Genomic DNA, 13,610 nt, shown 5'->3' on the forward strand with positions numbered 1-13,610 from the left:
CTCCAATGCTGATCCCCCGTCGGGTCAAGCACCGCAAGCAGCACCACCCCAAGCGCCGTGGCGCTGCCAAGGGTGGCACCGAGCTCGCCTTCGGCGAGTACGGCATCCAGGCCGTCACCCCGGCCTACGTGACGAACCGGCAGATCGAGTCCGCTCGTATCGCCGTCACCCGTCACATCAAGCGTGGCGGCAAGGTCTGGATCAACATCTACCCGGACCGTCCGCTCACCAAGAAGCCGGCCGAGACCCGCATGGGTTCCGGTAAGGGTTCGCCCGAGTGGTGGATCGCGAACGTGCACCCGGGTCGGGTCATGTTCGAGCTGTCGTACCCCAACGAGAAGGTGGCTCGTGAGGCGCTGACCCGCGCTGCTCACAAGCTCCCGATGAAGTGCCGGATCATCCGGCGCGAGGCAGGTGAGAGCTGATGTCGGCCGGCACCAAGGCTGCTGACCTCCGCGAGCTGGACAACGAGGGTCTCGTTGCCAAGCTCCGTGAGGCCAAGGAGGAGCTGTTCAACCTCCGCTTCCAGGCGGCGACCGGGCAGCTCGACAACCACGGACGGCTCAAGCTCGTCCGTAAGGACATCGCGCGGATCTACACCCTGATGCGCGAGCGCGAGCTGGGCATCGAGACGGTGGAGAACGCCTGATGACTGAGAACACCAACGAGACGCGCGGTTTCCGCAAGACCCGTGAGGGTCTCGTCGTCAGCGACAAGATGGACAAGACCGTCGTCGTCGCCGTCGAGGACCGCGTCAAGCACGCTCTGTACGGCAAGGTCATCCGCCGTACGAACAAGCTGAAGGCGCACGACGAGGCGAACGCCTGCGGCATCGGCGACCGGGTCCTCCTGGCGGAGACCCGCCCGCTGTCCGCGACGAAGCGCTGGCGCGTCGTCGAGATCCTCGAGAAGGCCAAGTAACGAAGTTGATGCGGTACGGCCGTATGTGCACCAGGCCCCTCGTGGGCGCTGGTGTGAGCAGCGGCCGGCCCGTCAGCTCTCGTTGACGATCAGGAGAAAGCTGTGATCCAGCAGGAGTCGCGACTGCGTGTCGCCGACAACACGGGCGCGAAGGAAATCCTTTGCATCCGCGTTCTCGGTGGCTCCGGTCGTCGCTACGCCGGCATCGGGGACGTCATCGTCGCGACCGTCAAGGACGCGATCCCCGGCGGTTCGGTGAAGAAGGGTGACGTCGTCAAGTGCGTCGTCGTCCGTACCGTGAAGTCGCGTCGTCGTCCGGATGGCTCGTACATCCGCTTCGACGAGAACGCCGCGGTCGTTCTGAAGAACACCGATGGTGACCCCCGTGGTACCCGCATCTTCGGCCCGGTGGGCCGCGAGCTGCGTGACAAGAAGTTCATGAAGATCATCTCGCTTGCGCCGGAGGTGCTCTAACTCATGGCGAACAGCATGAAGATCAAGAAGGGTGACCTGGTTCAGGTCATCACCGGCAAGGACCGCGGCAAGCAGGGCAAGGTCATCCAGGCCATGCCCGCCGAGAACAAGGTCCTGGTCGAGGGTGTGAACCGGGTCAAGAAGCACACCAAGCCGGGCCCGGGCACTCAGGGTGGCATCGTCACCGTCGAGGCCCCGGTGCACGTCTCCAACGTCCAGCTGGTCGTGGAGAAGGACGGCAAGAAGGTCGTCACCCGCGTTGGCTACCGCTTCGATGACGAGGGCAACAAGATCCGCGTTGCCAAGCGAACCGGTGAGGACATCTGATGTCTGAGACGACTGTTGAGAAGGTGACCCCCCGTCTCAAGGAGCGTTACAACTCCGAGATCAAGGGTCAGCTGCAGGAGCAGTTCTCGTACGAGAACGTCATGCTGACGCCCGGCCTGGTCAAGGTCGTCGTCAACATGGGTGTCGGCGAGGCCGCCCGTGACAGCAAGCTGATCGAGGGCGCGATCCGCGACCTCACCGCCATCACCGGTCAGAAGCCGGCGGTGACGAAGGCTCGCAAGTCCATCGCGCAGTTCAAGCTGCGTGAGGGCCAGCCGATCGGCACCCACGTCACCCTCCGTGGTGACCGCATGTGGGAGTTCCTGGACCGTCTGGTGTCGCTGGCCCTGCCGCGTATCCGTGACTTCCGTGGCCTCTCCCCGAAGCAGTTCGACGGCCGTGGCAACTACACCTTCGGTCTGACCGAGCAGGTCATGTTCCACGAGATCGACCAGGACAAGGTCGACCGTCAGCGCGGTATGGACATCACCGTCGTGACCACCGCCCAGACCGACGACGAGGGCCGGGCGCTCCTGCGCGCTCTGGGCTTCCCGTTCAAGGAGGCGTAACCACATGGCGAAGAAGTCCCTCATCGCGAAGTCCGAGCGCAAGCCGAAGTTCGGCGTCCGGGCCTACACCCGGTGCCAGCGCTGCGGCCGTCCGCACTCGGTGTACCGCAAGTTCGGCCTCTGCCGTGTCTGCCTTCGTGAGATGGCGCACCGCGGCGAGCTGCCGGGCGTGACCAAGAGCTCCTGGTAACCAGGACCTCGCGGTAACGCCATAGCGAAGCAGGTGTGCCCGACCCCACAGAGCCCCTTTTTTGGGGCTGCGTACGGAATCCCGTAGGGTAGTGAGGTCGGGCCCCCTGTCGCGGCAGCTCCGTAGCTGCCGTCGACCCTCTTCGGAGGGCTCGCACCCAGTCTTACGACGCCGCAGGTCCCCTGCGTCTGTGCCCCTGCCGCACTCCTCGGAGTGCGGCGGGGGGACCTGGCGCGGAGAAACCACGGCGAGAGAGGCCTGAGGCCATCATGACCATGACCGACCCCATCGCAGACATGCTCACGCGTCTGCGTAACGCTAACTCGGCGTACCACGACTCCGTGGCGATGCCGGCCAGCAAGATCAAGGCGCACGTCGCCGAGATCCTGCAGCAGGAGGGGTACATCTCCTCCTACAAGGTTGAGGAGCCCGTTGAGGGCGAGGTCGGCAAGAAGCTGACCATCGAGCTCAAGTTCGGTCCCAACCGTGAGCGCTCGATCGCTGGCATCAAGCGGATCAGCAAGCCGGGCCTGCGGGTCTACGCAAAGTCCACCAACCTGCCGAAGGTGCTCGGCGGCCTGGGCGTGGCGATCATCTCCACGTCCTCGGGTCTCCTCACCGACAAGCAGGCCGCCAAGAAGGGCGTAGGCGGAGAAGTTCTCGCCTACGTCTGGTAATTCGGGAAACGGAGGTACAGCAATGTCGCGCATTGGACGGCTGCCCATCCAGGTCCCCGCTGGCGTGGACGTCACCATCGATGGCCAGGCGGTCTCGGTGAAGGGCCCCAAGGGCTCCCTCACCCACGTTGTCGCCGCGCCGATCGAGATCGGTAAGGGCGAGGACGGCACGCTGCTCGTCACCCGCCCCAACGACGAGCGTCTGTCGAAGGCCCTGCACGGCCTTTCCCGCACGCTGGTGGCGAACATGATCACCGGCGTGACCGCGGGCTACCGCAAGTCGCTGGAGATCAGCGGTGTCGGCTACCGAGTTCTGGCGAAGGGCTCCGACATGGAGTTCCAGCTGGGCTACAGCCACCCGATCCTGGTCGAGGCCCCCGAGGGCATTTCCTTCGTCGTCGAGTCGGCCACCAAGTTCCACGTGGACGGCATCGACAAGCAGAAGGTCGGCGAGGTCGCCGCGAAGATCCGCAAGCTGCGCAAGCCCGACCCGTACAAGGCCAAGGGCGTCAAGTACGCGGGCGAGGTCATCCGCCGCAAGGTCGGAAAGAGTGGTAAGTAAGCGATGAGCGTCTCTGTCAAGATCGGCAAGGGCAACGCCTACAAGAGCGCCGCTCGCAAGCGCCGCGCGATCCGCGTTCGCAAGCGCGTCGTCGGCACCGAGGTGCGTCCGCGCCTCGTCGTGACGCGCTCGAACCGTCACATGGTCGCCCAGGTCATCGACGACGCCAAGGGTCACACCCTGGCGTCGGCGTCCACCCTCGACGTGTCCATCAAGGGCGCCGAGGGCGACAAGACCGAGCTGGCCAAGAAGGTCGGGAGCCTGGTCGCCGAGCGCGCCAAGGCTGCCGGCATCGAGTCGGTCGTCTTCGACCGCGCGGGCAACCGGTACGCCGGCCGCATCGCCGCCCTGGCGGACGCGGCTCGCGAGGCCGGGCTCGACTTCTAAGCCGCTCGTCGACTCAGTCGACGGACGTAATCGAGAGAGGTAATTCCAATGGCTGGACCCCAGCGCCGCGGTAGTGGCGCCGGCGGTGGCACCGGCGGTGGCGAGCGGCGCGACCGTAAGCGTGACGACCGGGGCAACGCCCCCGCCGTCGAGAAGACCGCTTACGTCGAGCGCGTTGTCGCGATCAACCGTGTCGCCAAGGTTGTCAAGGGTGGTCGTCGTTTCAGCTTCACCGCGCTGGTCGTGGTGGGCGACGGTGACGGCACCGTGGGTGTCGGTTACGGGAAGGCGAAGGAGGTTCCGGCCGCCATCGCCAAGGGTGTTGAGGAGGCCAAGAAGAACTTCTTCAAGGTCCCCCGTATCCAGGGCACCATCCCGCACCCGATCCAGGGTGAGAAGGCCGCCGGCGTCGTGCTCCTGAAGCCCGCCGCCCCCGGTACCGGTGTTATCGCCGGTGGTCCGGTGCGCGCCGTCCTGGAGTGCGCCGGCATTCACGACATCCTGTCGAAGTCGCTCGGCTCGGACAACGCGATCAACATCGTGCACGCCACCGTGGCTGCTCTGAAGGGCCTCGTGCGCCCCGAGGAGATCGCCGCTCGTCGTGGCCTGCCGCTGGAGGACGTGGCCCCCGCCGCTCTGCTGCGGGCGCGTGCTGCAGGGGTGAGCGCCTGATGGCTCGCCTGAAGATCACGCAGACCAAGTCGTACATCGGCAGCAAGCAGAATCACCGTGACACCCTGCGTTCGCTTGGTCTCAAGCGCATGCACGACGTCGTGGTGAAGGAGGACCGTCCCGAGATCCGCGGGATGGCCCACACGGTCCGTCACCTGGTGACGGTTGAGGAGGTGGACTGATCATGGGCGACAACCCGATCAAGATCCACAACCTGCGTCCCGCCCCGGGTGCCAAGACCGACAAGATCCGCGTGGGTCGTGGTGAGGGCTCCAAGGGTAAGACCGCCGGTCGTGGTACCAAGGGCACCAAGGCCCGCTACCAGGTTCCGCAGCGCTTCGAGGGTGGCCAGATGCCGCTCCACATGCGCCTGCCGAAGCTGAAGGGCTTCAAGAACCCGTTCAAGATCACGTTCCAGGTCGTCAACCTCGACAAGCTGGCCGAGCTCTACCCGCAGGGTGGAGAGGTCACCGTCGAGGACCTGGTCGCCAAGGGCGCGGTTCGCAAGAACTCCCTCGTCAAGGTGCTCGGCACCGGCGAGATCTCGGTTGCGCTGCAGGTGACGGTCGACGCCGTCTCCGGCTCCGCCGCCGAGAAGATCACCGCCGCCGGCGGTACCGTCACCGAGCTCGTCTGAGCCCGCTGACTTCCGTGCGAGCCCCGCACCTCCTTCGGGAGGCGCGGGGCTCGCGCGTTTTCCGGGCATCGCGTTTTCCGGGCATTCCGTTGACGTGCCCTCGTTCTTTTGTGTGGCAAACCCGGGCATCCCGTACCCCGTGAGTGGGGGAGGGGCGGTACGCGCTTCTTCCGAGTGGCTGCGCACTGTTAGAGTCCGTGGAGTTCCCTTGTAGGCTGCGCGTAGGCTCGCCTGTGCCGTCTGTACGGGAGCCCGTACCGCCAAAACTCCCATTCAGGACCGACCCTCCCGCCGACGACGCGCGGGAGGCGCAGGAGGCACCGTGCTCAGTGCGTTCGCGCGGGCGTTCCAGACGCCCGACCTGCGCAAGAAGCTGCTGTTCACGCTGGGCATCATGGTGCTGTTCCGCCTGGGCTCGCACATTCCGATCCCCGGCGTGAGCTTCACGGCCGTGAACGAGTGTGTGAAGGACACCAAGAACAACGGCCTCTTCGGGCTCGTCAACCTGTTCAGCGGTGGCGCGCTCCTCCAGCTGACGATCTTCGCGCTCGGCATCATGCCGTACATCACCGCGAGCATCATCCTCCAGCTCCTCACGGTCGTGATCCCGCGACTGGAAGCGCTGAAGAAGGAGGGCCAGGCCGGCCAGACGAAGATCACCCAGTACACCCGCTACCTGACCATCGCGCTCGCCGTGCTCCAGGGCACCGGCATCGTGGCGACGGCCTCCAGCGGCGCGCTGTTCTCCGGCTGCCCGGTGGGCAACCAGATCGTCCCGGACACGAGCGTGTTCCGGATCGCCGTCATGGTGATCACGATGACCGCCGGCACCACGGTGATCATGTGGCTGGGCGAGCTGATCACGGACCGCGGCATCGGCAACGGCATGTCGCTGCTGATCTTCACCTCGATCGCCGCGCAGTTCCCGTCCTCGATGTGGGCGATCAAGGGATCCGGCACCATCGGTGGCGGCTGGGTCGAGTTCCTGTCCGTGGTCGCGGTCGGCATCATCGTTGTGATGCTGGTCATCTTCGTCGAGCAGGCCCAGCGCCGGATCCCGGTGCAGTACGCGAAGCGGATGATCGGCCGGCGGGCGTTCGGCGGCACGTCGACCTACATCCCGCTCAAGGTGAACCAGGCCGGTGTCATCCCGGTCATCTTCGCCTCGTCGCTGCTGTACATCCCGGCCCTGGTGGTCCAGCTGACCGGTAGCCAGTCGGGCTGGGCGGTGTGGATCACCCAGCATTTCGTCAAGGGCGACCACCCGATCTACATGGCGACCTACTTCCTGCTGATCGTCTTCTTCGCCTTCTTCTACGTCGCGATCTCCTTCAACCCCGAAGAAGTTGCCGACAATATGAAGAAGTATGGTGGCTTCATCCCGGGCATCCGGGCCGGCCGACCGACGGCCGAGTACCTGAACTACGTGCTGACCCGAATCACGTGGCCGGGTTCGCTCTACCTGGGCCTGATCGCGTTGATCCCGATGATCGCCCTGGTCGCCTTCGGACAGCAGACCAACTTCCCGTTCGGCGGCACCAGCGTGCTCATCGTCGTCGGCGTCGGACTCGAAACTGTGAAGCAGATCGAGAGCCAGCTCCAGCAGCGCAATTACGAAGGGTTCCTCCGCTGATGCGTATCGTCCTCGTTGGTCCTCCCGGGGCCGGGAAGGGTACTCAGGCGCACCTGCTCGCCAAGACCCTGTCCATTCCCCACATCTCCACCGGCGACCTGTTCCGCGCCAACATCGGTCAGGGCACCCCGCTGGGGCTCGAGGCCAAGAGCTACATGGACGCGGGTCGCCTGGTGCCGGATGAGGTCACCATCGGGATGGCCAAGGACCGCATGCTCCAGGAGGACGCCGCGGGCGGCTTCCTGCTCGACGGCTTCCCCCGCAACCTCGGCCAGGCCAAGGCGCTCGACGACTTCCTCGCCGAGCAGGGGATCAAGCTGGACGGCGTGCTGGACCTGGAGGTCCCCGAGGACGAGGTGGTCCGCCGGATCGCCGGCCGCCGCCTGTGCCGCAACGACGGGGGCCACGTCTTCCACGTGGACTACAACCCGCCGAAGGTCGAGGGCGTCTGCGACGAGTGCGGCGGCGAGCTGTACCAGCGCTCGGACGACACCGAGGACAAGGTGCGCACCCGGCTGGAGGTCTACCACACCGAGACCGAGCCGATCATCGACTACTACGCCCAGCAGGGCCTGGTGGCGACCATCTCGGCCCTCGGCAAGGTGGACGAGGTCACCCGCCGCGCGATCGAGGCACTGAAGCAGGACAACTGAGTTTCCCGGCGACGCCGTACGGCCGCGCTCCCCGATCCCGGGCGGCGCGGCCGTACGGCGTCGTACGGTGGTAGGCAGTGGCAAACAGAACGTGGAAGGCGTGACCAGATGGTGGAGATCAAGACCCCCGAGCAGATCGCGAAGATGCGAGCGGCCGGGCTGGTCGTCGCCGAGGCGCTGAAGGCCTGCCGGGAGGCGGTCGCCCCGGGGGTGACCACCCAGGAGCTCAACGACATCGCGGACAAGGTCATCACCGACCACGGTGCGACCTCCAACTTCCGCGCCGACCACGGCGGTCTGTGGTTCCCCGGCGTGATCTGCGCCTCGGTGAACAACGAGGTCGTGCACGGCATCCCCGGTGACCGGGTGCTCCAGGAGGGCGACGTCATCTCGATCGACTGCGGCGCCATCCTGGACGGCTGGCACGGCGACTCGGCGATCACCGTGGCGGTCGGCGAGGTCCGCCCCGAGGTCGAGATGCTGAGCCGGGTGACCGAGGGCTCGATGTGGGCCGGCATCGCCCAGATGAAGAAGAACAACCGCCTGGTCGACGTCTCCAAGGCGATCGAGGGCTTCATCCGCCGCCAGCCGCTGCCCCCCAAGGGCAAGTGGGGCATCACCGAGGGCTACGGCGGCCACGGCATCGGCACCGCGATGCACATGGAGCCGCACGTGCTGAACTACGTCGAGCGCGGCCGCGGCAAGGGCCCGAAGCTGATCCCCGGCACCGTGCTGGCGATCGAGCCGATGGTCTCGCTGGGCACCCCGCACACCGCCGTGCTGGAGGACGACTGGACGGTCGTCACCAACGACGGCACCTGGGCCTCGCACTGGGAGCACTCGGTGGCCGTCACCGAGCAGGGCCCGCTGGTCCTGACGGCCTTCGACGGCGGCAAGGCGGAGCTCGCGAAGCTGGGCATCACCGCCGCCCCGGACCCGCTCGGCTAGTCTCGCGACGGTCGGCTGAGCGGCCAACTTCCGCTGCTGACAAGGGATCAGGGCCCTGGGGGTTTGGACCTCCAGGGCTTTTGTCCTATTTTTATCGGCTGGCAGTGGCTTCAGTAGCGGCTTCAGCAGCTTCGATCGATCGGGAGAGTGCAGTGCTCAAGGGATTCCGCGACTTCATGATGCGCGGCAACGTCGTCGACATGGCGGTCGGTGTCGTCATCGGCGCCGCGTTCACCGGGGTGGTGACCGGCTTCGTGTCGGCCTTCCTCACCCCGCTGGTCGGCGTCGGGGTCGGCGCGGCCGGCGACTTCAGCTCGTACAAGGCGACGGTGGCCGGGGTCACGTTCCCGTACGGCCAGTTCCTCAACGTGCTGATCGCCTTCGTGATGACCGCGGCGGTGCTGTACTTCTGCGTCGTGCTGCCGGTCACCAAGGCGACCGCGCGGTACCTGCCGAAGAAGCCGAAGGCCCCCAAGCGGCCCTGCCCCGAGTGCCTGACCGAGATCCCCGCGGCCGCCCGCCGCTGCGCGGCCTGCACCGCCCACGTCGAGCCGCTGAAGGTCACCGCCGGGTTCTGACCCGCCGGAACGTCACGGTGGCTGCCTTCGGGGGACCTCGTTTTGGCCCACCGGACGCACTGGCGTAGGATGGACCGTCGGCTCACTCGTAGCGTGCTTCAGCACGCCCTCTTCCCTTCGGGGGCGGGGTGAACCCAGGTTCGCACGAGCGTGCCGCATACGGTAGCCGGTCCCGGAAGGTGGATCTCGCAGTTCATGGCTAAGAAGCAAGGCGCCATTGAGATCGAGGGCACCGTGATCGAGTCTCTTCCGAACGCGATGTTCAGGGTCGAGCTGCAGAACGGTCACAAGGTCCTCGCGCACATCAGTGGCAAGATGCGCATGCACTACATCCGCATCCTGCCGGACGACCGGGTCGTCGTGGAGCTCAGCCCCTACGACCTCACGCGCGGGCGGATCGTCTACCGCTACAAGTAAGAACGTCAGATCTAGACCCGGAGAACCTGAACATGAAGGTCAAGCCGAGCGTCAAGAAGATCTGCGACAAGTGCAAGGTGATCCGCCGCCACGGCCGGGTCATGGTGATCTGCGACAACCTGCGCCACAAGCAGCGCCAGGGCTGATCTCTCCCCAGCATTTCTCGTAGTACTTCGCGCGACGCGAAAACGTCATAAGCGGGCTACCCGATCCGTCCCCACGAAGGGACGGACTGCCACCCCCGGTCAGAGGCCGGGGCTCCATCGTCGAGAGGCGAAGGAGTAGGTAGCACGCAAGACCTCTGAAAAAGCACAGGAGCCTTGAATGGCACGCCTCGCCGGCGTTGATCTCCCCCGTGAGAAGCGGATCGAGATCGCCCTTACCTACGTGTACGGCATCGGCCGTACCCGCGCCCAGCAGACCCTGGCCGAGACCGGTGTCAACCCGGATGTCCGCGTTCGCGACATCTCCGAGGAAGACCTCGTGAAGCTGGGCCAGTACATCGACGCCAACTACACGGTCGAGGGTGACCTCCGCCGTGAGGTGGCCGCCGACATCCGCCGCAAGGTCGAGATCGGCTGCTACGAGGGTCTGCGTCACCGCCGCGGCCTGCCGGTCCGCGGTCAGCGCACCCACACCAACGCGCGTACCCGCAAGGGCCCGCGTCGCGCGATCGCCGGCAAGAAGAAGCCGGGCAAGAAGTAGTCCGTCCCGTAACCGGACATCCCTCCGGCCCGCGGGTCAGCGGACCGACCACCTCAGTAGGAGAACAGACTTATGCCCCCCAAGGGTCGTCAGGCTGCCGGCGCGAAGAAGATCCGCCGCAAGGAAAAGAAGAACGTCGCTCACGGCCACGCGCACATCAAGAGCACGTTCAACAACACCATCGTTTCGATCACCGACCCCGCGGGCAACGTGATCTCCTGGGCCTCCGCCGGTCACGTCGGCTTCAAGGGCTCGCGCAAGTCCACCCCGTTCGCCGCGCAGATGGCCGCCGAGGCCGCTGCCCGTCGCGCGCAGGAGCACGGCATGCGCAAGGTTGACGTCTTCGTCAAGGGTCCGGGCTCCGGCCGCGAGACCGCGATCCGCTCGCTCCAGGCCACCGGCCTGGAGGTCGGCTCGATCCAGGACGTCACCCCCACCCCGCACAACGGCTGCCGTCCGCCGAAGCGCCGCCGCGTCTGACGCAGCGCCTTCGGGCTCGCAGTACCTGCTTTGAACCTTCGTACGGGGTCCCACGCGGTGATTCGTCGCTGTTCGCGGGACCCCGTACGCTTGGTCCTGTCGGCATCAAATAGTGGGTGCCGAAGACAACTGGAGGAATACCCCCCATGCTTATCGCTCAGCGCCCCTCGCTGACCGAAGAGGTCGTCGACGAGTTCCGCTCGCGGTTCGTGATCGAGCCGCTGGAGCCGGGCTTCGGCTACACCCTCGGCAACTCCCTGCGCCGCACGCTCCTGTCGTCGATCCCGGGTGCCGCTGTCACCAGCATCCGCGTCGACGGCGTCCTGCACGAGTTCACCACCGTGCCGGGCGTCAAGGAGGACGTGACCGACCTCATCCTCAACATCAAGCAGCTGGTCGTCTCCTCGGAGCACGACGAGCCGGTCGTGATGTACCTGCGCAAGCAGGGCCCGGGTGTCGTCACCGCCGCCGACATCGCCCCGCCGGCGGGTGTCGAGGTGCACAACCCGGAGCTGGTCCTCGCCACGCTGAACGGCAAGGGCAAGCTGGAGATGGAGCTGACCGTCGAGCGCGGTCGCGGCTACGTCTCCGCCGTCCAGAACAAGGCCTCCGGCCAGGAGATCGGCCGCATCCCGGTCGACTCGATCTACAGCCCCGTGCTGAAGGTCACCTACAAGGTCGAGGCCACCCGTGTCGAGCAGCGGACCGACTTCGACAAGCTGATCGTCGACGTCGAGACCAAGCCCGCCATGCGTCCGCGTGACGCCATGGCCTCGGCCGGCAAGACCCTGGTGGAGCTGTTCGGTCTCGCCCGCGAGCTGAACATCGACGCCGAGGGCATCGACATGGGCCCGTCCCCGACGGACGCCGCCCTGGCCGCCGACCTGGCGCTGCCGATCGAGGAGCTGGAGCTCACCGTCCGCTCCTACAACTGCCTCAAGCGCGAGGGCATCCACACCGTGGGTGAGCTCGTCGCCCGCTCCGAGGCCGACCTGCTCGACATCCGCAACTTCGGTGCGAAGTCGATCGACGAGGTCAAGGCGAAGCTGGCCGGCATGGGCCTGGCCCTCAAGGACAGCCCGCCCGGGTTCGACCCGACCGCCGCCGCCGACGCCTTCGGCGCCGACGACCTGGACGACGCGGGTTACGCCGAGACCGAGCAGTACTAAGAGATTTGGCCGCGGGGGCGGTTCCACCGAACCGCCCCCGTCGTCGTGAAAGTCGTCCGGGCAACAGTGCCCGGACGCCCGCTGCGGTACCTGATACGGCCGTAGTCGGAGATTCAAGGAGTCATCCATGCCGCGTCCCACCAAGGGTGCCCGCCTCGGCGGCGGCCCGCACCACGAGCCGCTGCTGCTCGCCGGTCTGTGCCGGGAGCTGTTCCAGTACGGCCGCATCACCACGACCGAGGCCAAGGCCCGTCGGATGCGCCCGCTGGCGGAGAAGCTGATCACCAAGGCGAAGAAGGGCGACATCCACAACCGTCGCCTGGTGCGCAAGACGATCACCGACATCGCCGTGCTGCACACCCTCTTCACCGAGATCGCGCCGCGCTACGAGAACCGCCCGGGTGGTTACACCCGTATCACCAAGATCGGTCCCCGTCGTGGCGACAACGCCCCGATGGCCGTGATCGAGCTGGTCGAGGCGCTGACCGTCGCGCAGACCGCCGTCGGCGAGGCCGAGGGCGCCACCAAGCGCGCCGTCAAGGAGGCCGAGGCCAAGGTCGAGGCTCCGGCCGACGCCAAGGCCGACGAGGCCGTCGAGGCCGAGCAGGCCTGACACCGCTAGGTGTGGTCGCGGGCCCGCTCTCCCATCCGTGGGGGAGCGGGCCCGTTCCTTCTGTCTGGAGTGGATTGTGGTCAACGATTGCGCCGAGCAGCCGCCGGTGAAGGACGGCCCGGCCGACGGGTGCGTCCGGGTCCGGCTCGATCTCGCCTACCAGGGCGCCGAGTTCTCCGGCTGGGCCCGCCAGCGCGGCGGCCGCCGGACGGTCCAGGAGGAGATCGAGAGCGCGCTGCGGATCGTCACCCGCAGCCCCGAGCTGTTCCCGCTGACCGTGGCCGGGCGCACCGACGCCGGGGTGCACGCCCGCGGCCAGGTCGCGCACGTCGACCTGCCGGCCGAGCTGTGGGAGGCGCACCGCGAGAAGCTGCTGCGCCGGCTGGCCGGCCGGCTGCCCGGGGACATCCGGATCTACCGGGTCGGCGAGGCGCCGGCCGGGTTCGACGCCCGCTTCTCGGCGATCTGGCGCCGCTACGCCTACCGGGTCGCCGACCACCCCGGCGGGGTCGACCCGCTGCTGCGCGGGCACGTGCTCTGGCACGACCGCCCGCTGGACGTCGACCGGATGAACGAGGCCGCGAAGCTGCTGCTCGGCGAGCACGACTTCGCCGCGTACTGCAAGAAGCGCGAGGGCGCCACCACCATCCGCACCCTGCTGGAGCTGCACTGGGACCGCGTCCCGGTGGACTCCTACGCCGCCCAGGAGGGCTCGCTGGCGGTCGCCACCGTCCGCGCCGACGCGTTCTGCCACAACATGGTCCGGGCGCTGGTCGGGGCGATGCTGCTGGTCGGCGACGGGCACCGGCCGGTGGAGTTCCCCGGCGAGGTGCTGGCCGGCGGGGTCCGCAACTCGGCCGTCAACGTGATCCGGCCGTACGGGCTCACTCTCGAGGAAGTCGGCTACCCGGCGGACGACCAGCTCGCCGAGCGCAACCGCCAGGCCAGGCGGCTGCGCACACTGCCCGGTCAGCCGCCCGTCGGGTAATCCGTTTGGG

General features: G+C 67.1%; 24 protein-coding genes. All 24 read left to right on the plus strand.

The window, feature by feature from the left end; all coding sequences use genetic code 11:
* The first annotated feature begins 5 nt into the window (after positions 1–5).
* Positions 6–425, plus strand: a complete 420-nt coding sequence (gene rplP / locus ACIO9K_RS16240) for a 50S ribosomal protein L16 (RefSeq protein WP_030055824.1) — start codon at positions 6–8, stop codon at positions 423–425.
* Entirely contained in the window at positions 425–649 is a 225-nt protein-coding gene (gene rpmC / locus ACIO9K_RS16245; protein WP_063348970.1) for a 50S ribosomal protein L29, read from the plus strand. Before rplP ends, rpmC begins: the two co-directional genes overlap by 1 nt.
* A complete protein-coding gene (rpsQ, locus tag ACIO9K_RS16250) occupies positions 649–921 on the plus strand; it encodes a 30S ribosomal protein S17 (RefSeq protein ID WP_030055826.1) in 273 nt (90 codons plus the stop codon). The genes rpmC and rpsQ overlap by 1 nt, the downstream gene beginning before the upstream one ends.
* A gap of 102 nt (positions 922–1,023) precedes the next feature.
* The gene (gene rplN / locus ACIO9K_RS16255) at positions 1,024–1,395 is read left to right on the plus strand and encodes a 50S ribosomal protein L14 (protein ID WP_030393301.1); all 372 of its coding nucleotides are present in this window, start codon (positions 1,024–1,026) and stop codon (positions 1,393–1,395) included.
* Positions 1,396–1,410: 15 nt separating this feature from the next.
* Complete coding sequence (gene rplX, locus ACIO9K_RS16260) at positions 1,411–1,722, plus strand: 50S ribosomal protein L24 (RefSeq protein ID WP_030055828.1); 312 nt, start codon at positions 1,411–1,413, stop codon at positions 1,720–1,722.
* Positions 1,722–2,291 carry a 50S ribosomal protein L5 gene (gene rplE, locus ACIO9K_RS16265; protein WP_030393302.1) on the plus strand — a complete coding sequence of 190 codons (570 nt, stop codon included), beginning with the start codon at positions 1,722–1,724 and terminating at the stop codon, positions 2,289–2,291. Before rplX ends, rplE begins: the two co-directional genes overlap by 1 nt.
* A gap of 4 nt (positions 2,292–2,295) precedes the next feature.
* Complete coding sequence (locus tag ACIO9K_RS16270; RefSeq protein WP_030055830.1) at positions 2,296–2,481, plus strand: type Z 30S ribosomal protein S14; 186 nt, start codon at positions 2,296–2,298, stop codon at positions 2,479–2,481.
* Between the two features lie 269 nt (positions 2,482–2,750).
* The gene (gene rpsH / locus ACIO9K_RS16275; RefSeq protein ID WP_030055831.1) at positions 2,751–3,158 is read left to right on the plus strand and encodes a 30S ribosomal protein S8; all 408 of its coding nucleotides are present in this window, start codon (positions 2,751–2,753) and stop codon (positions 3,156–3,158) included.
* Positions 3,159–3,180: 22 nt separating this feature from the next.
* Positions 3,181–3,720 (plus strand): 50S ribosomal protein L6, encoded by a 540-nt coding sequence (gene rplF / locus ACIO9K_RS16280; protein ID WP_030055832.1) that lies wholly within the window; start codon positions 3,181–3,183, stop codon positions 3,718–3,720.
* 3 nt (positions 3,721–3,723) lie between these two features.
* On the plus strand, positions 3,724–4,107 hold the full coding sequence (rplR, locus tag ACIO9K_RS16285) for a 50S ribosomal protein L18 (protein ID WP_030280785.1): 384 nt from the start codon (positions 3,724–3,726) through the stop codon (positions 4,105–4,107).
* Between the two features lie 48 nt (positions 4,108–4,155).
* Positions 4,156–4,779, plus strand: a complete 624-nt coding sequence (gene rpsE, locus ACIO9K_RS16290) for a 30S ribosomal protein S5 (protein WP_030055834.1) — start codon at positions 4,156–4,158, stop codon at positions 4,777–4,779.
* On the plus strand, positions 4,779–4,961 hold the full coding sequence (gene rpmD / locus ACIO9K_RS16295) for a 50S ribosomal protein L30 (protein WP_030055835.1): 183 nt from the start codon (positions 4,779–4,781) through the stop codon (positions 4,959–4,961). Before rpsE ends, rpmD begins: the two co-directional genes overlap by 1 nt.
* A 2-nt stretch (positions 4,962–4,963) precedes the next feature.
* A complete protein-coding gene (rplO, locus tag ACIO9K_RS16300) occupies positions 4,964–5,416 on the plus strand; it encodes a 50S ribosomal protein L15 (RefSeq protein ID WP_255752515.1) in 453 nt (150 codons plus the stop codon).
* Positions 5,417–5,738: 322 nt separating this feature from the next.
* Positions 5,739–7,049, plus strand: a complete 1,311-nt coding sequence (gene secY / locus ACIO9K_RS16305) for a preprotein translocase subunit SecY (RefSeq protein WP_350877114.1) — start codon at positions 5,739–5,741, stop codon at positions 7,047–7,049.
* On the plus strand, positions 7,049–7,702 hold the full coding sequence (locus ACIO9K_RS16310; protein ID WP_363617991.1) for an adenylate kinase: 654 nt from the start codon (positions 7,049–7,051) through the stop codon (positions 7,700–7,702). Before secY ends, ACIO9K_RS16310 begins: the two co-directional genes overlap by 1 nt.
* A gap of 108 nt (positions 7,703–7,810) precedes the next feature.
* Positions 7,811–8,650 carry a type I methionyl aminopeptidase gene (gene map, locus ACIO9K_RS16315; RefSeq protein WP_363580117.1) on the plus strand — a complete coding sequence of 280 codons (840 nt, stop codon included), beginning with the start codon at positions 7,811–7,813 and terminating at the stop codon, positions 8,648–8,650.
* Between the two features lie 152 nt (positions 8,651–8,802).
* A complete protein-coding gene (mscL, locus tag ACIO9K_RS16320; RefSeq protein WP_363580119.1) occupies positions 8,803–9,228 on the plus strand; it encodes a large conductance mechanosensitive channel protein MscL in 426 nt (141 codons plus the stop codon).
* Between the two features lie 195 nt (positions 9,229–9,423).
* Positions 9,424–9,645 carry a translation initiation factor IF-1 gene (infA, locus tag ACIO9K_RS16325; protein ID WP_014047798.1) on the plus strand — a complete coding sequence of 74 codons (222 nt, stop codon included), beginning with the start codon at positions 9,424–9,426 and terminating at the stop codon, positions 9,643–9,645.
* A 32-nt stretch (positions 9,646–9,677) separates the two neighbouring features.
* Positions 9,678–9,791 (plus strand): 50S ribosomal protein L36, encoded by a 114-nt coding sequence (gene rpmJ / locus ACIO9K_RS16330; protein WP_003956441.1) that lies wholly within the window; start codon positions 9,678–9,680, stop codon positions 9,789–9,791.
* 178 nt (positions 9,792–9,969) lie between these two features.
* Entirely contained in the window at positions 9,970–10,350 is a 381-nt protein-coding gene (gene rpsM, locus ACIO9K_RS16335) for a 30S ribosomal protein S13 (protein ID WP_030232510.1), read from the plus strand.
* 72 nt (positions 10,351–10,422) lie between these two features.
* A complete protein-coding gene (rpsK, locus tag ACIO9K_RS16340; protein ID WP_030232513.1) occupies positions 10,423–10,830 on the plus strand; it encodes a 30S ribosomal protein S11 in 408 nt (135 codons plus the stop codon).
* A gap of 146 nt (positions 10,831–10,976) precedes the next feature.
* Complete coding sequence (locus ACIO9K_RS16345) at positions 10,977–11,999, plus strand: DNA-directed RNA polymerase subunit alpha (RefSeq protein ID WP_030232516.1); 1,023 nt, start codon at positions 10,977–10,979, stop codon at positions 11,997–11,999.
* Between the two features lie 127 nt (positions 12,000–12,126).
* Complete coding sequence (rplQ, locus tag ACIO9K_RS16350) at positions 12,127–12,612, plus strand: 50S ribosomal protein L17 (protein ID WP_350877122.1); 486 nt, start codon at positions 12,127–12,129, stop codon at positions 12,610–12,612.
* 76 nt (positions 12,613–12,688) lie between these two features.
* Positions 12,689–13,600 carry a tRNA pseudouridine(38-40) synthase TruA gene (truA, locus tag ACIO9K_RS16355; RefSeq protein ID WP_363617993.1) on the plus strand — a complete coding sequence of 304 codons (912 nt, stop codon included), beginning with the start codon at positions 12,689–12,691 and terminating at the stop codon, positions 13,598–13,600.
* Positions 13,601–13,610: the final 10 nt, after the last annotated feature.

It is taken from the genome of Kitasatospora sp. NPDC087271 (assembly GCF_044744605.1).
GTDB lineage: Bacteria > Actinomycetota > Actinomycetes > Streptomycetales > Streptomycetaceae > Kitasatospora.